Origin of the sequence: Pseudomonas gregormendelii (genome assembly GCF_017114825.1) — a bacterium.
In the GTDB taxonomy this organism is placed as follows: Bacteria; Pseudomonadota; Gammaproteobacteria; order Pseudomonadales; family Pseudomonadaceae; genus Aquipseudomonas; species Aquipseudomonas gregormendelii.
This window is the reverse complement of sequence record NZ_JADEVO010000004.1, coordinates 202,907-223,136: the sequence shown is the minus strand read 5'-3', so window position 1 is coordinate 223,136 and position 20,230 is coordinate 202,907. Positions and strand designations below refer to the sequence as shown.

15 protein-coding genes are annotated in these 20,230 nt (G+C 60.4%); 14 read left to right on the top strand and 1 reads right to left on the bottom strand.

What is annotated here, in order from left to right:
- Positions 1–11: 11 nt before the first annotated feature.
- Complete coding sequence (gene aceE, locus IMW75_RS05110; RefSeq protein WP_205892031.1) at positions 12–2,657, bottom strand: pyruvate dehydrogenase (acetyl-transferring), homodimeric type; 2,646 nt, start codon at positions 2,655–2,657, stop codon at positions 12–14.
- Between the two features lie 384 nt (positions 2,658–3,041).
- Between aceE and glnE the strand changes: the two genes are divergently transcribed.
- The 14 genes from glnE (at position 3,042) to IMW75_RS05040 (ending at position 20,216) form a co-directional block, all read left to right on the top strand.
- Complete coding sequence (glnE, locus tag IMW75_RS05105) at positions 3,042–5,981, top strand: bifunctional [glutamate--ammonia ligase]-adenylyl-L-tyrosine phosphorylase/[glutamate--ammonia-ligase] adenylyltransferase (protein ID WP_205892030.1); 2,940 nt, start codon at positions 3,042–3,044, stop codon at positions 5,979–5,981.
- Positions 5,982–6,031: 50 nt separating this feature from the next.
- Positions 6,032–7,066, top strand: a complete 1,035-nt coding sequence (gene waaF / locus IMW75_RS05100; protein ID WP_205892029.1) for a lipopolysaccharide heptosyltransferase II — start codon at positions 6,032–6,034, stop codon at positions 7,064–7,066.
- Between the two features lies 1 nt (position 7,067).
- Positions 7,068–8,129, top strand: coding sequence for a lipopolysaccharide heptosyltransferase I (gene waaC, locus IMW75_RS05095; protein WP_045061890.1), 1,062 nt, complete (start codon positions 7,068–7,070; stop codon positions 8,127–8,129).
- Complete coding sequence (locus IMW75_RS05090; RefSeq protein ID WP_045061889.1) at positions 8,129–9,253, top strand: glycosyltransferase family 4 protein; 1,125 nt, start codon at positions 8,129–8,131, stop codon at positions 9,251–9,253. The genes waaC and IMW75_RS05090 overlap by 1 nt, the downstream gene beginning before the upstream one ends.
- Positions 9,250–10,056, top strand: a complete 807-nt coding sequence (gene rfaP, locus IMW75_RS05085) for a lipopolysaccharide core heptose(I) kinase RfaP (RefSeq protein ID WP_205892028.1) — start codon at positions 9,250–9,252, stop codon at positions 10,054–10,056. Before IMW75_RS05090 ends, rfaP begins: the two co-directional genes overlap by 4 nt.
- Positions 10,056–10,790, top strand: a complete 735-nt coding sequence (locus tag IMW75_RS05080) for a lipopolysaccharide kinase InaA family protein (protein ID WP_045061887.1) — start codon at positions 10,056–10,058, stop codon at positions 10,788–10,790. Before rfaP ends, IMW75_RS05080 begins: the two co-directional genes overlap by 1 nt.
- Positions 10,787–11,539, top strand: a complete 753-nt coding sequence (locus IMW75_RS05075) for a lipopolysaccharide kinase InaA family protein (RefSeq protein ID WP_045061886.1) — start codon at positions 10,787–10,789, stop codon at positions 11,537–11,539. Before IMW75_RS05080 ends, IMW75_RS05075 begins: the two co-directional genes overlap by 4 nt.
- Positions 11,539–12,987: a lipopolysaccharide kinase InaA family protein gene (locus IMW75_RS05070; protein WP_205892027.1), complete on the top strand. Its 1,449-nt coding sequence runs from the start codon at positions 11,539–11,541 to the stop codon at positions 12,985–12,987. Before IMW75_RS05075 ends, IMW75_RS05070 begins: the two co-directional genes overlap by 1 nt.
- A 252-nt stretch (positions 12,988–13,239) precedes the next feature.
- A complete protein-coding gene (locus tag IMW75_RS05065) occupies positions 13,240–14,997 on the top strand; it encodes a carbamoyltransferase (protein WP_205892026.1) in 1,758 nt (585 codons plus the stop codon).
- Positions 14,981–16,111, top strand: a complete 1,131-nt coding sequence (locus IMW75_RS05060; RefSeq protein ID WP_045061883.1) for a glycosyltransferase — start codon at positions 14,981–14,983, stop codon at positions 16,109–16,111. The genes IMW75_RS05065 and IMW75_RS05060 overlap by 17 nt, the downstream gene beginning before the upstream one ends.
- Positions 16,111–17,007 carry an antimicrobial resistance protein Mig-14 gene (locus tag IMW75_RS05055; protein ID WP_045061882.1) on the top strand — a complete coding sequence of 299 codons (897 nt, stop codon included), beginning with the start codon at positions 16,111–16,113 and terminating at the stop codon, positions 17,005–17,007. Before IMW75_RS05060 ends, IMW75_RS05055 begins: the two co-directional genes overlap by 1 nt.
- An 8-nt stretch (positions 17,008–17,015) precedes the next feature.
- Entirely contained in the window at positions 17,016–18,446 is a 1,431-nt protein-coding gene (locus IMW75_RS05050) for a PIG-L family deacetylase (RefSeq protein ID WP_205892035.1), read from the top strand.
- The gene (locus IMW75_RS05045) at positions 18,443–19,399 is read left to right on the top strand and encodes a glycosyltransferase family protein (RefSeq protein ID WP_205892025.1); all 957 of its coding nucleotides are present in this window, start codon (positions 18,443–18,445) and stop codon (positions 19,397–19,399) included. Before IMW75_RS05050 ends, IMW75_RS05045 begins: the two co-directional genes overlap by 4 nt.
- A 55-nt stretch (positions 19,400–19,454) precedes the next feature.
- Positions 19,455–20,216 (top strand): hypothetical protein, encoded by a 762-nt coding sequence (locus IMW75_RS05040; RefSeq protein ID WP_045061880.1) that lies wholly within the window; start codon positions 19,455–19,457, stop codon positions 20,214–20,216.
- Positions 20,217–20,230: the final 14 nt, after the last annotated feature.

The following is a 20,230-nucleotide window of genomic DNA, read 5'->3' as shown; positions in this document are numbered from 1 at the left end:
AGAGTGTCTCCTCAGCAGTCCAGTGGGTTGCGTTTTTCCGGGTTGATGCCGAACTTGGCGATGGCTTCAGCCACCACTTTAGGTTCGATATCACCACGGTCAGCCAATGCTTCCAGGGCTGCCAACACCACGAATTGACGATCGACTTCGAAGAAGTGACGCAGCTTCTTGCGGCTGTCACTGCGGCCGAAACCGTCGGTGCCCAGGACTTTGAATTCCTTGGACGGGACCCATTGGCGGATTTGCTCAGCGAACAGCTTCATGTAGTCGGTAGAGGCGATGACCGGACCTTTACGGCCGTTCAGGCATTCCTCGACGTAGCTCAGTTGCGGCTTCTGGCCCGGGTGCAGGCGGTTGCTGCGCTCTACGGCCAGACCATCGCGACGCAGTTCGTTGAAGCTGGTAACGCTCCAGACGTCAGCGCCGATGTTGAACTCTTCACGCAGGATCTTCGCTGCTTCACGGACTTCACGCAGGATGGTGCCGGAGCCCATCAGCTGAACGTGGTGCGCCGCTTCGCGGGTATCTTCTTCGAGCAGGTACATGCCCTTGATGATGCCTTCCTCGACACCAGCCGGCATGGCTGGTTGCTGGTAGGACTCGTTCATCACGGTGATGTAGTAGAAAACGTCCTGCTGCTCTTCGGTCATCTTCTTCATGCCGTCCTGGATGATCACCGCCAGCTCGTAGCCGTAGGTTGGATCAAAGGTGCGGCAGTTCGGGATGGTGGCAGCCAGGATGTGGCTGTGACCGTCTTCGTGTTGCAGGCCTTCGCCGTTCAGCGTGGTCCGCCCGGCGGTGCCGCCGATCAGGAAGCCACGGGTACGGCTGTCGCCTGCAGCCCAGGCCAGGTCGCCGATACGCTGGAAGCCGAACATCGAGTAGAAGATGTAGAACGGCAACATTGGCTGGTTGTGGCTGGAGTACGAAGTACCGGCAGCGATGAAGGAGCTCATGGCGCCCGCTTCGTTGATGCCTTCTTCGAGGATCTGGCCCTTCTTGTCTTCCTTGTAGAACATCACCTGGTCTTTATCGACTGGCTCGTAGAGCTGGCCGACGGAGGAGTAGATGCCCAATTGGCGGAACATGCCTTCCATACCGAAGGTACGGGCTTCGTCCGGGATGATCGGAACGATGCGCGGGCCGATTTCCTTGTCCTTGACCAGTTGCGCGAGGATCCGCACGAAGGCCATGGTGGTGGAGATTTCACGGTCGCCCGAGCCGTCGAGGATGGCCTTGAGGGTGCTGAGGTCCGGCGTCGGTACGCCGAAGCTCTGTGCGCGGCGCTGTGGCACGAAACCGCCCAGTGCAGTGCGACGCTCGCTGAGGTAGCGGGCTTCGGCGCTGTTCGGCTCTGGTTTGAAGAACGGCAGGTTTTCCAGTTCTTCGTCCTTGACCGGGATGTCGAAGCGGTCGCGGAACAACTTCAGGCTGTCGACATCGACTTTCTTGGTGTTGTGCGCAGTGTTCTTCGCTTCGCCAGCACCTGTGCCGTAACCCTTGATGGTCTTGGCCAGGATGACGGTAGGCTGTTCTTTGTGGTTGACCGCTTCGTGGTACGCCGCGTAGACCTTGTACGGATCGTGGCCGCCACGGTTGAGTTTCCAGATCTCGTCGTCGGACAGATCAGCAACCATCGCCTTGAGTTCTGGCGAGTTGAAGAAGTGTTCACGTACGAACGCGCCGTCTTTGGCTTTGTAGTTCTGGTACTCGCCGTCGATGACTTCGTCCATGCGACGTTGCAGGATACCGTCGACGTCCTTGGCCAGCAGCGGGTCCCAGAAACGGCCCCAAATGACTTTGGTCACGTTCCACTGGGCACCACGGAACACGCCTTCGAGTTCCTGGATGATCTTGCCGTTGCCGCGAACCGGGCCGTCGAGGCGCTGCAGGTTGCAGTTGATGACGAAGATCAGGTTGTCGAGCTTCTCGCGGCCAGCCAGCGAGATCGCGCCCAGGGATTCCGGCTCGTCGCACTCGCCGTCGCCCAGGAAGCACCAGACTTTCTGCTTGCCTTCCGGAATAAAGCCACGAGCTTCCAGGTACTTCATGAAGCGCGCCTGGTAGATCGCCTGGATCGGGCCCAGACCCATGGATACAGTCGGGAACTGCCAGAAATCAGGCATCAGCCAAGGGTGCGGGTAGGACGACAGGCCCTGGCCGTCCACTTCCTGGCGGAAATTGTTCATCTGGTCTTCGGTGATGCGGCCTTCCATGAACGCACGGGCGTAAACGCCTGGCGAGGTGTGGCCCTGGAAGTAGATCAGGTCGCCGCCGTGTTCGTCGGTCGGGGCCTGGAAAAAGTAGTTGAAGCCGATGTCGTACAGAGTCGCACTGGAAGCGAAGCTGGAGATGTGTCCGCCCAGGTCCGAATCTTTCAAATTCGTACGCATTACCATTGCCATCGCGTTCCAGCGTACCAACGAGCGAATGCGGCGTTCCATGAACAGGTCGCCAGGCATGCGTGCTTCGTGGGTGACGGGAATTGTGTTGCGGTATGGCGTGGTGATGGCGTAAGGCAACTGCGAACCGCTGCGGGTTGCAAGTTCGCCCATACGGGTCATCAGATAGTGGGCACGGTCTTCGCCTTCTTTGTCGAGAACCGATTCCAGGGCGTCCAGCCATTCCTGGGTTTCGACGGGATCGAGGTCTTGCATGGCTTGCTCCAGGGCGGAAAGGCTTCCAGAATCGGTTGCCTGAGTTTGCGACTGGCCTTGTGGGCAGACGATATAAATTCTTGGATTGCCGAGAGGTAGGTTCCGGCGGCGTGTAGTTTTACTACAAATCATCGAGCATTTCAGCATTCCGCATGTATATACGAGTAGTAAAACTACAGATGAGCGGCTTGTGGCCTCTGGCTGCGTTGTGAGAATAATCGTTAAGGTTGGTCTTTTGCCAACCGAAAAAGGTGAAAGCTTGATGATCGCTGCCAACATTAAAACAATTTTAGCTATTTCTAACCTTTGTTCGACAGTCGATCAGGTAGTGCCTTTTCGAAAATCACTACATGCAGCCCGTTCCACGCCGATCAAGGATAGACCATGAGCCTCCCTTCGCTTGCTGAACTGCCCGCCATTCTCCTGCCATTGGTCACCCGTGCCGAGCAGTCGTTCCGTGCTGGCGTCGAGGCGCTGGAGGATGATCATGGTCTGTCGGCATGGCCTCCCGAGCGATGGGCACAATTTGCCCGGGTGAGCGCCGCCAGCGACTTTGTGATTGAACAGTCGGTGCGTGACCCGTCGATGCTGCTGGAGCTGGTGCGGTCCGGGGAGCTGGACCGTAACTTTGCCCCGGGTGAGTTGTGCGCGCAGATTGCCGCAGCGGTGAACCAGGCCGAGACCGACGACGAACTCGGGCGAGCCTTGCGCCGCCAGCGCACCCGGCATCAGGTACGAATCATCTGGCGTGACCTGACGCGCCAGGCCGATCTGGTGCAGACCTGTCGCGATCTTTCGGACATGGCCGACGCCAGCATCGACCAGGCTTATCAATGGCTGTACGCACGCCATTGCCAGCAGTTCGGCGTGCCCACGGGGCGGCGCAGTGGCGAGCCGCAGCAGATGGTCATCCTTGGCATGGGAAAGCTCGGTGCGGTGGAGCTGAACCTGTCTTCGGACATCGACCTGATCTTCGCCTATCCCGAGGGCGGCGAAACAGTGGGCGTCAAACGCTCGCTGGATAACCAGGAGTTCTTCATTCGGTTGGGTCAGCGCCTGATCAAGGCGCTGGACCCGATGACGGTCGACGGTTTTGTCTTCCGCGTCGACATGCGCCTGCGGCCATACGGTTCGGCGGGTGCATTGGTGCTGAGCTTCAACGCGCTGGAGCAGTATTACCAGGATCAGGGCCGCGACTGGGAGCGCTACGCCATGATCAAGTCGCGGGTGGTGGCGGGTGATCAAGTCGCCGGTGCGCAACTGCAGGAGATGCTGCGCCCGTTCGTCTACCGGCGTTACCTGGACTTTTCGGCTATCGAAGCGCTGCGCACGATGAAGCAGCTGATCCAGCAGGAAGTGCGGCGCAAGGGCATGGCTGACAATATCAAGCTCGGCTCCGGTGGGATCCGTGAAGTGGAGTTTATCGCCCAGGCCTTCCAGCTGATCCACGGCGGCCGGGACTTGAGCCTGCAGCAGCGTCCCCTGTTGAAGGTGCTGAGCACTCTTGAAGGCCAGGGCTACCTGCCGCCGGCCGTGGTCAGCGAACTGCGTGAAGGTTACGAGTTCCTGCGTTACACCGAACATGCGATACAGGCGATTGCCGACCGCCAGACCCAGATGTTGCCCGATGGCGCGCAGGATCAGGCGCGTATTGCCTTTATGCTGGGTTTTGCCGACTGGCCCGCGTTCCATGAACAATTGATGTACTGGCGCAATCGGGTGGCCTGGCACTTCGGCCAGGTCATTGCCGACCCGGACGAAGAGGAAGGCACCGAAAGCGAAGTGGTGGTCGGCGGGGAATGGTTGCCGCTGTGGGAGGAAGCCCAGGATGAAGAGGCCGCCTGTCGGCAGCTGGAGGAGGGCGGGTTTGCTGATGCGACCAAGGCCCTGAAGGCACTCGCCAGTTTGCGCGGCAGCCCGCAGTTGCGTGCCATGCAGCGTCTCGGTCGGGAGCGGCTTGATGCCTTTATTCCACGGTTGCTGGCCCAGGCGGTGGAGCATGCCAACCCGGACCTGGTCCTGGAGCGGGTGCTGCCCTTGGTGGAGGCTGTCGCCCGTCGTTCGGCCTACCTGGTGTTGTTGACCGAAAACCCCGGGGCGCTGCGTCGGCTGTTGACTTTGTGTGCCGCGAGCCCGTGGATTGCCGAGCAGATCACGCGGTTTCCGCTGCTGCTCGACGAGCTGCTCAATGAAGGTCGCTTGTTCAAACCACCCCTGGCGCCAGAGCTGGCGGCGGAATTGCGCGAGCGCCTGACGCGCATTCCCGAGGACGATCTTGAGCAGCAGATGGAAGCCCTGCGGCATTTCAAGCTGGCTCACCGGTTGCGGGTGGCTGCATCGGAAATTGCCGGCAGCCTGCCGCTGATGAAGGTCAGCGACTACCTGACCTGGCTGGCCGAGGCCATTCTGGAGCAAGTGCTGGCCCTGGCCTGGCGGCAGACGGTGGCCAAATATGGCACTCCGCTGCGCACCGACGGTACCTTGTGCGATCCCGGGTTCATCATTGTCGGTTATGGCAAAGTCGGCGGGCTGGAACTCGGGCATGGTTCGGACCTGGACCTGGTGTTTATTCATGACGGCGACCCGCAGGCGGAAACCGACGGGGCGAAATCCATCGATGGCGCGCAATTTTTCACCCGGCTGGGGCAGCGCATCATTCACTTGCTTACGACCCAGACCAACTCCGGCCAGCTCTATGAAGTGGATATGCGCCTGCGACCGTCCGGTGCCTCGGGGTTGCTGGTGAGTTCGCTTGGCGCGTTTTCGCGCTATCAGGAAAACGAAGCCTGGACCTGGGAACACCAGGCATTGGTGCGGGCGCGGGTGCTGGTAGGTAGCCAGGACGTCGGTCAGGCATTTGAGAAGGTGCGAGCCACGGTGCTGGGCAAGGCCAGGGACTTGCCAACCTTGCGCCAGGAGGTCAGCGAGATGCGTGCGAAGATGCGCGATAATCTTGGCAGCAAGAGTACGGCGGCCGGCACGGCGGCAAATGCCTTCGAGGCCACGGCGCCGTTCGATCTCAAGCAGGACGCCGGAGGTATCGTCGATATTGAATTTATGGTGCAATACGCGGCCCTGGCGTGGTCGCAGACGCACCCGTCATTGCTACGCTGGACCGACAACATCCGTATTCTGGAAGGGCTGGAAGAGGAAGGCTTGATGCCTGCCGCAGATGCCAGCCTGTTGCGCGAGGCCTATAAAGCCTACCGCTCCGCCGCCCACCGGCAGGCTTTGCAGAAGGATGCAGGAGTAATACCGGGCGATCAGTTCGTGGACGAACGACGGCAGGTATCGCGGATCTGGCGTGAGCTGGGGCTAAGCTGATTCACGAGGCGGGGAGGCGTAGGCCTCCCCGGTTCGTTTTTGGAAACCACATGAAAATTCTGATCGTTGGGCCCAGTTGGGTCGGTGACATGGTGATGGCGCAGACACTCTTTCAGTGTCTCAAGCAACGCCACCCGCAATGCGAAATCGACGTCCTGGCCCCCGAGTGGAGCCGGCCGATCCTGGAGCGCATGCCCGAAGTCCGTCAGGCCTTGAGCTTTCCGCTCGGCCACGGCGCCTTGGAATTGGCTACACGGCGGCGCATCGGAAAATCCCTGGCTGGCCGGTACGACCAGGCGATCCTGCTGCCCAACTCGTTGAAGTCGGCGCTGGTGCCGTTCTTTGCCGGCATCGCGAAACGCACCGGCTGGCGCGGCGAATTCCGCTACGGCTTGCTCAATGACGTACGCACGCTGGATAAGGAACGTTATCCGCTGATGATCGAGCGGTTCATGGCCCTGGCCTTCGAGCCTGGCGTCGAGCTGCCAAAACCTTATCCACGCCCGACGCTGCAGATCGACCCGGTGTCCCGGGAAGCGGCGCTGGCCAAGTTCGGCCTGACCCTGGACCGTCCGGTGCTGGCGCTGTGCCCGGGTGCCGAGTTCGGCGAATCCAAGCGCTGGCCGTCCGAGCATTACGCCCAGGTTGCCGAAGCCAGGATTCGCGAGGGTTGGCAGGTGTGGCTGTTCGGTTCGAAAAACGATCACTCCGTTGGCGAGAACATCCGCGCCCGTCTGATCCCGGGCTTGCGTGAAGAGTCGGTGAACCTCAGCGGCGGGACGTCCCTGGCCGAGGCCATCGATTTGCTGTCCTGTGCCGACTCGGTGGTGTCCAACGATTCCGGCTTGATGCACGTGGCCGCTGCGTTGAACCGACCGCTGGTGGCCGTGTATGGCTCCACCTCGCCAGGGTTCACACCACCCCTGGCCGAGCACGTCGAAATTGTCCGCCTGGGCATCGAATGCAGCCCCTGCTTTGACCGTACGTGCCGTTTCGGTCATTACAACTGCCTGCGCCAGCTTATGCCGCAAGCGGTGAACGAAGCCTTGCAGCGGTTGCAGGGCACTGTAGTCGAGGTCAAATAATTTGCGGGTCCTGTTGATCAAGACGTCTTCGCTCGGTGACGTGATCCATGCGTTGCCGGCGCTGACGGACGCGGCCCGGGCGATTCCCGGCATTCAATTCGACTGGGTGGTGGAAGAGGGCTTCGCGGAGATCCCGACCTGGCATCCGGCGGTGGGCAAGGTGATTCCGGTCGCGATTCGTCGCTGGCGCAAAAACATCTGGCAGACCATCAGGAGCGGCGAGTGGAAGCGCTTCAAGCAAAGCATTCGCGCGACAAAATATGATCTGGTGATCGATGCCCAGGGCCTGTTGAAAAGTGCCTTGCTGACTCGTTATGTCAAGGCGCCGGTGGCAGGCCTCGATAAAGGTTCGGCACGAGAGCCGATCGCGGCACGTTTCTATGATCGGCGCCTGGCAGTTGCCCGCGGCCAGCATGCCGTGGAGCGAGTACGCCAATTGTTCGCCATCGCCCTGGGCTACGACTTGCCCAAGGGTCTGGGTGACTATGGCCTGAACGTCGAACGTCTGGTCGAGCTGCCGCGCAAGAATCCCTACGTTTTGTTCCTGCACGGCACCACCTGGGACACCAAGCACTGGCCCGAGGCCTATTGGCGAGAGCTGGCCGAGCGCGTTGGCTACCTGGGTGTCGGCGTGAAGCTGGCTTGGGGCAACCCGGCCGAAAAAGCGCGCGCCGAGCGCATCGCCAAGGACATGCGCCACGTTGAAGTCCTGCCCAAGCTGAACCTGGCGGGCGTTGGCAAAGTGTTGGCCGGGGCGCAGGCCTGTGTGGCGGTGGATACCGGTCTTGGCCATCTGGCAGCAGCACTGGACGTCCCGACATTGTCTCTGTTCGGCCCGACCAACCCGGGCCTGACTGGCGCTTACGGAAAGTCGCAGATTCACATCGCCAGCGACTTCCCCTGCGCACCCTGCCTGCAAAAGAAATGCACCTATCAACCGACGGCCGAAGATGCCAGCCGGTTTGACCTGAAACGCGAGTGGCCGCTGTGCTTCACGCGTTTGAATCCCGAGCGTGTCGCGATCCGACTGAGCACGTTGTTACTGGCTGAGGAGCTGCGCTGATGCAATTGGCATTCGTCTTGTACAAATATTTTCCATTCGGGGGCCTGCAGCGCGACTTCATGCGCATCGCCCTGGAATGCCAGCAGCGTGGCCACCAGATCCGCGTCTATACGCTGATCTGGGAAGGCGATATTCCGCCGGGCTTTGAGGTGCTGGTAGCACCGGTCAAGGCGTTCTTCAATCATCGTCGCAACGAAAAACTCAGCGAGTGGATGGCCGCGGATCTGGCCAGGCGTCCTGTGGATCGTCTGATCGGCTTCAACAAGATGCCCGGCCTGGACGTCTACTACGCCGCCGATGGTTGCTTTGAAGACAAGGCGCAGAACCTGCGCAACTCGCTCTACCGTCGCTGGGGTCGCTACCGCCACTTCGCCGAGTACGAGCGCGCCGTGTTCGCCAAGGACGCCAAGACCGAAGTCCTGATGATTTCTGAAGTCCAGCAACCGCTTTTCATCAAGCATTACGGCACCCCGTTGGAGCGCTTTCATCTGCTGCCGCCGGGCATTTCCCAGGATCGTCGCGCACCGGCAAATGCCGACGAGATCCGGGCTGAATTCCGCCGTGAGTTCAACTTGCAGGACGATGAGCTGCTGTTGGTGCAGATCGGCTCCGGGTTCAAGACCAAGGGCGTCGATCGTAGCCTCAAGGCGCTGGCCGGACTGCCTGTCGATCTGAAAAAACGTACCCGGCTGTTTGTAATTGGCCAGGACGACCCCAAGATATTCCAGATGCAGAGTGCGACATTGGGCCTCGGCGATAACGTGACCTTCCTCAAGGGGCGCAGCGATATTCCGCGGTTCCTGCTGGGTGCTGACCTGTTGATCCACCCGGCCTATAACGAAAATACCGGGACCGTTCTGCTTGAAGCCCTGGTCGCTGGCCTGCCGGTGCTGGTGAGCGCGGTCTGCGGTTACGCCCATTACATCGCCGAGGCGGACGCAGGGCGGGTGCTGGACGAACCTTTCGATCAGGCGCAACTGACCCACTACCTGGCCGACATGCTGAACGACGCTCAGGCGCGTGCGGCCTGGAGTCGCAACGGTCTGGCCTTCGCCGACACGGCCGACCTCTACAGCATGCCGCAGCACGCGGCCGACGTGATTCTGGCGGAGCAGGCGAAATGAAATTGATGTTGGCTGAACCGTTCAAGAGCCTTTGGGCTGGACGCGACCCGTTTACCGAAGTCGAGCGCCTCGAGGGCGAGGTTTATCGCGAGCTTGAGGCGCGCCGCACCTTGCGCACTGAAGTGGACGGCCACGGTTTTTTCGTGAAAATCCACCGTGGCATTGGCTGGGGCGAGATCTTCAAGAACCTGCTCACCGCCAAGCTGCCGGTGCTCGGCGCCGGCCAGGAGTGGAAGGCCATCCAGCGCCTCAAGGAAGTGGGGGTGCCGAGCATGACGGCGGTGGCTTACGGGGAAAAAGGCAGCAACCCGGCCGACCAGCACTCGTTCATTGTCACCGAAGAGCTGGCGCCTACCGTCAGCCTCGAAGACTACAGTATCGATTGGGTCAAGAACCCACCGGAACCGACACTCAAGCGGGCGCTGATCGCCGAAGTGGCGCGCATGACCGGCATGATGCACCGCGCCGGCGTCAACCACCGCGACTGCTACATTTGCCATTTCCTGCTGCACACCGACAAGCCGGTAAAGGCTGACGATTTCAAGCTTTCGGTGATCGATCTGCACCGGGCCCAGACCCGCCCGGCAATCACTCAGCGCTGGCGCAACAAGGACCTGGCCGCGCTGTACTTTTCGGCGCTGGACATTGGCCTGACCCGTCGCGACAAGTTGCGCTTCCTCAAAGGTTACTTCCAGCAGCCGCTGCGGCAGGTCCTGGGCCAGGAAGCAACCTTGCTCGCCTGGCTCGAAGGCAAGGCGAACAAACTCTACGATCGTAAACAGCGGTACGGAGATGCGCTCTGATGTCGGGTTGGAAGCTGGAGCCTGCGTACAGCGAGCTGGCAGAAGATTTCGGAACTCTTGATGCAGTGTTTGCGCTTCAGGGCGAGCGCCTGACCCGCGATCCGCTGTCCGAAGTCATCCGCGTCGAACGCAACGGCGTCAATTACTACGTCAAGCGTTACGTTGGCGCCGGCAAGGGCCTGCGTCGTTACCTGGGCAAACCACGGGTCAAGGCCGAATGGCAGAACCTTAAACGGTTCGCCAAATGGGGTATTCCCACCGCCGAAGTCGTGGCGTGGGGCCTGGAGCGGCGGGGGGCAGCCTATGATCGAGGTGCAATGATCACCCGGGAACTGCCGCGCACCGAAGACTTGTCGGCACTGGCCGAGCGCCATGATCCGAAACTCCATGACCGTGCCTGGGTCGATGTTGTGAGCCGGCAGTTGGCCGGCTATACCCGGACCATGCACGACCATCGGTTCACCCACAACGACCTGAAGTGGCGAAACCTGTTGATTGACGATCAGGCCCGGCTGTTCCTGATCGATTGCCCGAACGGCGACTTCTGGCGCGGCTTTTGGCTCAAGTATCGAATCACCAAAGACCTGGCGTGCCTGGACAAGGTCGCCAAGTACCAGCTGTCGGCCACTCAGCGCCTGCGGTTCTACTTGCAGTACCGCCAACGTGATCGCCTGAATGAGGCGGACAAGAAGCGCATTCGTCACGTTGTCAGATTTTTCGAGGGTCGCGAATGACTGATTATCTCGCTGCTGAGGACCGCGCTTTACTTGAACGCCATGGTCTGGGCACCTTCGAAGCGCTTTGGGCCAGGCAGCTGGAAGCGGTGGACGAACCGAACACCGCACGCGGTGGCTGGAGCAGCGTGTTTCGCCTGGACCTGGAAGGTCATGGCTACTACCTCAAGCGGCAGTGCAATTACCAAATGCGTACGTTGCATGCGCCTTTTGGCGAACCGAGTTTCGCCCGGGAGTTTCGCAATATCAGTCGCTATGAAAGCCTGGGCATTCCGGCCTTGAAAGCGGCGTTCTTTGGTGAGCGCAAGGTCAAGGGCGAAGTGCGGGCGATTCTGCTGACTCGTGCGCTGGATGGTTGGGATGACCTCGACTCGCTGTTGCAGCGCTGGTCGCAACTCGGCGAGGTGGAACATTCGGCGATCATTACAGCCTGTGGTCAACTGGCTCGGCGCCTGCACGGTGCACGCCAGGTTCACGGCTGTTTTTATCCCAAGCACATTTTCCTGCAAGCCACCGCCAGCGGCTATCAAGCCCAGCTGATTGACCTGGAAAAGACCCGGCCATTGCTGCTGGGGCAGCGCGACCGGGTGAAGGATCTCGAGCCTCTGCTGCGTCGTGCGCCGCAGTGGAACGACGCACAAGTGCGTGAGTTGCTGGCGGTTTACCTGGATCAGCCAGTGGCCAGTTCACTGATCGACAGCTGGCTGCAGCGCCTGGGTGCGCGGCGCGGTTACAAGGAGGCGCGCTGATGCGTTTGTCCGAACTGAAGCATGCAGGGCGTAACCCGGGCCTGCCATTGAGCATTTCACTGGCCGATGCCGCCGGTCCTGCCAACTTGCAGTTGCTGAGCTTGCTGCGCGTGCTGCCTGGGCAGCGATACGTCGGTGCTGGCGTTTGGCGCGGCCGTCCCGTGCTGGCCAAGTTACTGGTCGGCGCTAAAGCGTCGCGGCACTTCCAGCGCGAACTCAATGGCGTGCGCTTGCTCGCCGATCAAGGCTTGACCACCCCGTTGCTGCTGGCCGATGGCTTGAAGGAAGGCGAGGGCGGCTGGCTGCTGTTCGATTTTCTCGAGGACGCCGAGAGCCTGGGCGATGCGTGGAAGCAGGTCGAGAGTTTGCCAATGCTCGCGGACGAGCAGTCGGCCGTCCTGGCAGCTGCGCTGGGGGCGATCGGCCAGATGCACCGCAAAGGCTTGTGGCAGGAAGATCTGCACCTGGACAACCTGTTGCGCCAGCGCGGCCGTCTGTATTTGATTGATGGCGCGGGAATCTGCGCTGAAACGCCGGGGCAGCCACTGTCGCGGCAGAAAGTACTGGAAAATCTCGGGGTTTTTTTCGCCCAACTGCCCAAATCCCTCGAGCCTTTCACCGAAGAGCTCCTGGTGTATTACCTGTTGAGCAATGGCGAGCATGCCTTACCCATGGAGGCATTGCAGAAGCAGATCAACAAGGTTCGCGCCTGGCGCCTCAAGGACTTCCTGATCAAGGTTGGGCGCGAGTGCACGCTCTTCAGCGTCCAGCGCGGGGCGTTTGCCTTGAGGGCTATTCGGCGCGAGGAAGAGGCGGCGATGCTGCCAGTGCTGGAGCAGGCGGACGAGTTACTTGATCGAGGCCATCTGTACAAGACCGGTGGCGCGGCGAGTGTAGGAAAAGTGCAGGTAGAAGGTAGGACGCTGGTTATCAAGCGCTACAACATCAAGGGGTTCGCCCATTGGTTGAAGCGTTTCTGGCGCCCAAGTCGTGCCTGGCATTCGTGGCGCGAAGGCAATCGCCTGGCCTTCCTGGGCATTGCTACGCCCAAGCCGCTGGCCTTGCTGGAGAAGCGTTTTTTCTGGCTGCGCAGTCGGGCGTATCTGGTCACCGAGTACCTTCCAGGTCCGGATATCATCGAACGTTTTGCCCCCTATGTAGATAGCGGGGACGCCCCCGAGGCCGAGCTGCTGGCGCTGGATCATCTGTTCGCCGAACTGATCAGCGAGCGCATCAGTCATGGCGATTTCAAAGGCCATAACCTGTTCTGGCATCATGATCGCTGGGCATTGATCGACCTGGACTCCATGTGCCAGCACGGCTCGCCAGGCAGCTTCGCCCCTGCCTATGCGCGGGATCGGGCGCGATTCATGCGCAATTGGCCAGAGAGCAGCGCCCTCTACCAAATCATCGATCAGCGTTTGCCCAAAGACATCTCCCGCGTCTGATAGGGCGCGAAGATCGAAGCCTGCGGCAGCTCCTACGGGGATTGTGCCGGTCTCGCCTTCGCGCCCAGAGGTAGGAGCTGCCGAAGGCTGCGATCTTTTGATCTTGATCGTCCAAGTCAAATAAGCGCTGGGTCATTCCCGCCTTGTTTACGCTATAATCCCGCCCTTTAGCTGTCTCTCGCCGCTTGCGAGGGCACATCAATTTTTTGAGGCGCATTGCGCCTGCATGCAGACTAAAGAGGCTAGACCCCTGTGGCATTGACGATTCTTGGCCTGTCCGGCGCCCTTAGCCATGATCCTTCCGCAGCCTTGTACATCGACGGCAAGCTGGTCGCGGCGGCTGAGGAAGAGCGCTTTGTGCGCGATAAACATGCAAAGAACCGCATGCCCTACGAATCGGCGAAGTTCTGCCTCGAACAGGCGGGCATCAAGCCGTCCGACGTCGATGTAGTCGCGATTCCGTTCGCCCCGATCAGCCTGTTCGGCGAGGCTCGCTGGCACTACGCCAAGCGTTACTGGTACGCCCCGGATCGTGCACTTGATGCGATCCTGATGGGCAACCGTCGCTACAAGCGTTATCGCAACAAAATTGTCTGGTGCCTCGAGCAACTGGGCTTCGATCCGAAGAAAATCAAGATCGAGCCGGTCGAGCATCACCTGGCCCACGCCTCCAGCGCCTACCACTGCTCCGGTTTCAAGGAGAAAACCGCGATCCTGGGGATCGACGGCAAGGGTGAGTACGCTACGACCTTCTTCGGTTATGGCGAGAACGGCAAGATCCACAAGATCAAGGAGTTCTTCGATCCTGACTCCCTGGGCGGCCTGTATGGCGCGATCACCGAGTTCCTCGGGTTCGAGATGCTCGACGGTGAGTTCAAGGTCATGGGCATGGCGCCTTATGGCGATGCCAGCAAATATGACTTTTCCCGCCTGGCGTCCTTCGAGAACGGTGAGTTGGTGATCAACACCGATTACGCCAACGTGATTGGCCTGCGCCGCTACAAAGAGAAAGGCAAAGGTTTCTACTTCTCGCCGAAACTCATCGAGTGGCTGGGTCCAAAGCGCGAAGGCGACATTGCCGACGAGCCTTACATCCACTACGCCGCGAGCATGCAGGCGCTTTTCGAGAAGCTGGCGCTGCAGATGATCGACCATTATCTGGGCGACGTGCTCAAGGAAACCGGCAAGCTGGCCTTTGCTGGCGGCTGTGCGTTGAACGTCAAGCTGAACCAGAAGATTATCGCCCGCGACGACGTCAAGGAACTGTTCGTCCAGCCTGCATCGGGCGACGCCGGTACCGCAGTCGGTGCCGCGGCTTATGTGTCGCACGCCCGTGGTGTGCCAGTCGAGAAGATGGAACACGTCTACCTCGGCCCGTCCTACACCAACGAAGACGTGCTGGCAGCATGCGCCCGTCACCCGAGCAAGCCGGTGTGGCGCAAGCTCGAGAACATGCCGGAAAATATCGCCAGGATCATGGTCGATGGCAATCCGGTTGCCTGGTTCCAGGGGCGGATGGAATTCGGCCCGCGTGCGTTGGGCGGTCGTTCGATCATTGGCTGCCCGAGTGCCACTGGCGTTGCTGACCGCATCAACCACCAGATCAAGTTCCGCGAGCGCTGGAGGCCTTTCTGCCCGTCGATGCTCGACACCGTTGCACCGCAGATGATCAAGATCGATCACCCGGCGCCGTTCATGACCTTCACCTTTGAAGTGGCTGAAGAGTGGAAGACCCGCGTGCCGGAAGTCGTCCACGAAGACGGCACTTCCCGGGCCCAAGTGCTCAAGCGCGAATACAACCCGCGTTACTACGACATGATGAAGGCGCTGGAAGTGCTGACCGGCAACGGTGTTTCGCTCAACACCTCGCTCAACCGTCGTGGCGAGCCGATGATTTGCTCACCGGCCGACGCCTTGAACATGTTCTTCGGTTCCGACCTGCAGTATCTGATCATGGAAGACATTCTGGTGGTCAAAGAGGGCGCTGACGCATATGACACGCTCGGCTGAACGCCATGTGCTGCAGTTCTGTCACGGCTATGACGGGCCGTTTCTGGACTGCGCCCGGCAGTACGCCAGCCTGTTCGCGGGGACCGGTTATCGGGTGACCACGGTGTTTCTTACCGGGGCGGCCGATGCCGAAGTCGCTGCGGGCTGTGCTTCCGATGAAGTGTTATTCATGGAGTACAGTTCAAAGTCCATTCGTGGCCTGAAGTTGGGAGCGATCCGGGATCTGCGCAAGATCGCCGCGTCGCGCAACTTCAGCTTCTGCATCGCCCACCGCTTCAAACCGATCTATATCGCCTTGCTCGGTACCTCGTTGCCGGTGATTGGCGTGCACCATGCCTTTGGCGATTACAAGCGCGGCACCCGCAAACTTTTTGCGCATATTTTTCGCAAGCGCCTGAGCCTGCTCGGGGTGTCCGATGCCGTGCGCGACGATATGCGCAAATGCCTGCCGAAATGGCCGGATTCCCGAATCCAGACGCTCTACAACCGCATCGACGTGCAGGCATTGCAAGACAGCCAGCTGTCGCGGCAGGTAGCCCGGGAGACCCTTGGCCTGGCGATGGATGCGTGGATCGTCGGTAACGTCGGGCGCCTGCATCCCGACAAGGACCAGGCCACCTTGTTGCACGGTTTTGCCAAGGCTTTGCCTGGCTTGCCGGTGAACAGCCAGATGGTGATCCTCGGTACCGGTCGCCTGGAGCAGGACCTCAAGGCGCTCGCCCGCGAGTTGGGAGTCGGTGACCGGGTACTGTTCCTGGGCCAGGTGCCCGAGGCTCGTCGTTATTTCCGTGCTTTCGATGTGTTTGCCCTGAGTTCCGATCATGAGCCGTTCGGCATGGTGCTGCTTGAAGCCATGGCCGCCGGCGTGCCGCTGCTCGCCACTGCAGCGGGCGGCGCCAGGGAAGTGGTCGAAGGTGTCGGTATCCTGTTCCCCCTGGGTGATGCCGAGCATCTGGCCCAAGGGCTGCAGCACCTGGCCGCGATGGACGATCACCAGCGCCGCCAATGCGCGGAACTGATGACTGATCGCTTGCGCGAACGCTTCTCCGATCGCGCGGTGGGTGACGCTTTCTGGCGTTTGCCGCGTGTTACCGAACTGGCAAAGAGGGGCTGATGCTCAACCGACTTCAAGGCTGGCGCGAACGTGGCTGGGCAGTAATCGATGCCGCGACCTATGCCGATGCCTGGCACCGTTATGGCGGCAGTGTCGCAACCCATCCGATGGTCGTTGAACGCCTGGCACACATGGCCGATATCCCGGTGCGTTATCTGGCATGGGAACAGCAAGGTGAAATCAAGGCTGCTATCCCGACCTGGGGTCGCGACCTGGCGCTGTCCAAGGATGTGCTCAAGCGACGGGGTAAAAAAGGCCTGTTCGACCTGGGCAATGCAGAACTGATCCTGCCGGCCGCCGCCGATGCCCAGGCGCCGCTGCGCCATCGTGCACGCTACCTGTGCGCGATGAGCGAAGGAAGGTTCACCGGTATCAGGCTGCAAGCCGAGCAATTGGCCATGGCCCGCACCCCTGAAGAATTGTCGAAGAAGTTCCGCTATAACCAGCGCCGTGAATTGCGTCTTCTGGAAGAGGCCGGCGGCGTCGTGCGACCAGTCACCGAGTTTTCCAGCGGCGAACTGGCAGCGATCTACTGCGATCTGTTCCAGCGCAGATGGGGTTTCCCGGCCACAGGTGCCGAACGCATGGCAGAGGTCATCGAGCTGTTGCGTGAGTTGCTGATTGGCTCGGTCATTTTCCTCAATGATGCGCCGATCGCGATTCAACTGGTCTACCGGGTTGAAGCGCCGCAATGGATCAGCGTCGAGTACATCAACGGTGGCGTCGATCCTGAAACCCGCGAATTCAGTCCCGGCAGCGTGCTGAGTTTCCTCAATACGCAAAGTGCCTGGGAGCATGCCCGGGCGCTGGACAAGCCCTTGCGATTCTCTTTCGGGCGAGCCGATCGGGAATACAAGGATCGCTGGTGTAACCCTGTCCCGGTATTCACTGTATGAATCAGCCCATCAGCCGTAAACAGTTGCTGCTAAAGCGCCATCGACGCAACAAGCGTTTGAGCCTGCTTATCGTGTTGCTGGTGTTAGTGGTCGTTGGTTGGCTGGTGACCTGGTGGTTGCCGCTGGTCATTGCGGTGCTGGGCTGGGTAGCCCATGAAGCCTGGTTCGCTGACCATCTGTTCTATTCCCCTGGCGATGATTACCAATACAGCTTTCCACCCTACACTCAGCAACCCAAAGTCCATCTGGACGGCGAGCGGTTGCGCCTGGACGAGGGCGTCATGCTGGTCGACGACGCCACGCTGGTGTTGGCGCTGCGCATACAAAGCACCTGGCTGGGGCGCTTTTTCGATCCCGTGGTCGAGTTAACGGGGGGCAGTAATCCCGACCGTCAGGCTTTCGAGCGGGGTGTCGACGGGTTGCGCTACCTCAACCTGACCGGGCAGGCGTCGGTGCTGTCCCAGGGGCAACTGCGCTTGCGCGGACGGTTCTGCCGGTTGCTCGGCGAACCCGTGCTGTGGGCCTTCGAATACCCCGACTACCGTGACAAGCGGGTGCTGGTCATCGCCCCCCACGCCGACGACGCCGAGCTGGCGGCGTTCGGCTTGTACAGCAGCGCCGAGCAAAGCTGGATCGTGACCGTGACAGCCGGTGAAATAGAAGCCGAGCACTACCAGCAAATGGGCCTTGATAGCGTCGAGGCGGCGCGCCTCAAAGGCTCGCTGCGTGCGTGGGACAGCATTGGCGTGCCGTTGTGGGGCGGTGTCGCGCAGGAACGCTGCATCCAGCTGGGGTATTTCTGTCTGCAATTGCCGGCGATGCAGGATGCACCGGACTGTCCGGCGGCCTCCCGCGAAGCGCAGCTTGGCGATACTCGCTACTTCCGCCGCTTCAACCCGTTTGCCCTACGCAGTGATGCTGACGGTGCCCCTACCTGGAACAACTTGCTGGGGGATCTGCATGAGCTGATCGAGCGCATTCAGCCCCAGGTCATCGTGTTGCCGCATCCGCGCTTCGATCCCCATCCGGACCACCAGTGTTCGCAGCAAGCCGTCATGCAGGCGCTGGGCGCCACTGCCTGGCAGCCTGAAACCTTGTTGTATTACGCCAATCACCTCCACGATAACGATTGCTGGCCCATGGGTGAGGCAGGCACTGGCGTGGCGTTGCCGCCGCAACTGACGGCCGACGAGCCCATGCGTCCCTGGGCGCTCGGCCTGTCCGACAAACAACAATGCCACAAGGCAATGGCCCTGGGCATGATGCATGACCTCCAACCGAGGCTGCCATTGAAGCGCCTGCTGCGGCGGGCAATACAGAGGTGCCTGGCGGCTCGACGCTGGCCGGCTTACGGGGAAAACGAGTTTTTCCGCAAAACCGTCCGGCGCCATGAATTGTTCTGGGTGCAAGATCTGTCTGGAAAGAGAGAAACCAATTGAAAGTTCTGTTCCTGGTGCAGAAAGAGCAGCGAGCGATCCTTGATCGCCTCTACGACGGAATCGCCGCCCATTGCGATTGCGACAAGCGCGAGTTGACCAGCGAGGAGCAGGACGACCTGCGCGGCTATTTCCGCAAGCACGTCGATGTAACTCGCTACGACCGCATTGTGTTCTTCCTGCGCTTCAAGAAGGAAATCAGGCAGGTTCGCTTTATCCAGACCGTGCCCAACCTGGTGTTTCTGGAGCACGATGCCTACCAGAATTACATCCCGTGCAAGTACACCGGCAAGTTCAGCGCCCATTACCGCAAGCTGCCGTGGGTGCGGGTGATCAGCTCGGGATATGTGGTGGCCGAGCGTCTGCGCGAGGAAGGGTTTGATGCGGTGTTCGTGCCCAAGGGCTACGACCAGACCCTGCTGCAGGACCAGGGTCGCGAACGTGATATCGAGTTGGCATTTGTCGGCAGCACCAACAGCGTTGCCTACAGCGGTCGCAAAGCCTTGCTCGATGAGCTGGGGCGCGTTGAGCCGCTGGTCGTGACCCGGACCAAGTCCGGCGAGGAATACTGCGATACCCTCAACCGTATCCGTTTTTTCGTCAGTGCCGATGTCGGCATGGGCGAGTTCATGATCAAGAACTTCGAAGCCATGGCCTGCGGTTGCGTGTTGCTGGCGTATGACCAGGGCGAGGCCGAGAGCCGCGCGTTGGGTCTGCAGGACATGCATAACATCGTGTTCTACCAGACCATCGCCCAGTTGCAGGAAAAACTCGCGCAACTGCGGGCCGACCCTGAGCTGGCACGGCGCATTGCCGATAACGGCCGGGAACTGGTAGTGGTGCAATTGAGCTTTGCGCGTATCGGCGAACGCATCGTCGAGGCGCTCAAGCCGGCGCTGCGCACCCGTGCACCACTGAGTCTGCTGGAAAAAGTGCGCCTGAAACTGGGCGTTTGACAAGGGCCGGTCAGCCATTGATATTGCTGGCACTTTGACTTTAAACGAGAATCAAGTGCAGTTTTCAACCGAAAGTAACATCACCTTGGTGGTCACCAGCTGTGGCCGCCTGGACCTGCTCAAAACCACTCTCGAGAGTTTTGACCGGTTCAACACAGCGCCCATCCGCGAAGTCTTCATTACTGAAGATGCCGGGGACGAGGCTGTGCATTCGGCCATCCCTGCGGGCTGGAAAGACCATTGCACGGTGTTCGTCAATCGCCCGAAGCTCGGTCAGTTGGCATCCATCGACCTGGCTTACGAACATGTCAGCACTCCGTACATTTTTCATTGCGAAGACGACTGGGAATTCTATCGCCCAGGATTCGTGGAAGACTCGCTGAAAATCCTCGAATTGCGTCCGGAAATCCTCCAGGTCTGGATGCGCAGCTATATTTACGATCTGAGTGTGCACAGCCCTTACATTCGCCTGGGTGCTCGGGAGTTCATTGGTGGTGTGGCCTGCTATCCACTGATCTCGGACAAGCCCGAGTGGCAGAGTTTCTCGCTGAACCCCGGGCTGCGCAGGATCAAGGAATATCGGCTGTGTGCCCCTTATGCCTCGCACGACGGGGAGAAGGCGCTGTCCAAGCGTTACGCGCAGCTGAACCTCACTGCAGTGACGCTTGAGGGTGATGCGGTGCGGCATACGGGGTTTGGTTTGCACGTCCAGACTTCTGTCGAGCGTGAGCGCAAGGCGCGGCGCAGTCGGCGCGAACAGATCAAGTTCGCATTGTCTCTACTGGTGGGAGTATGCATTGGCTGGTTCATCAATTAAGTGCACCAGGAGAG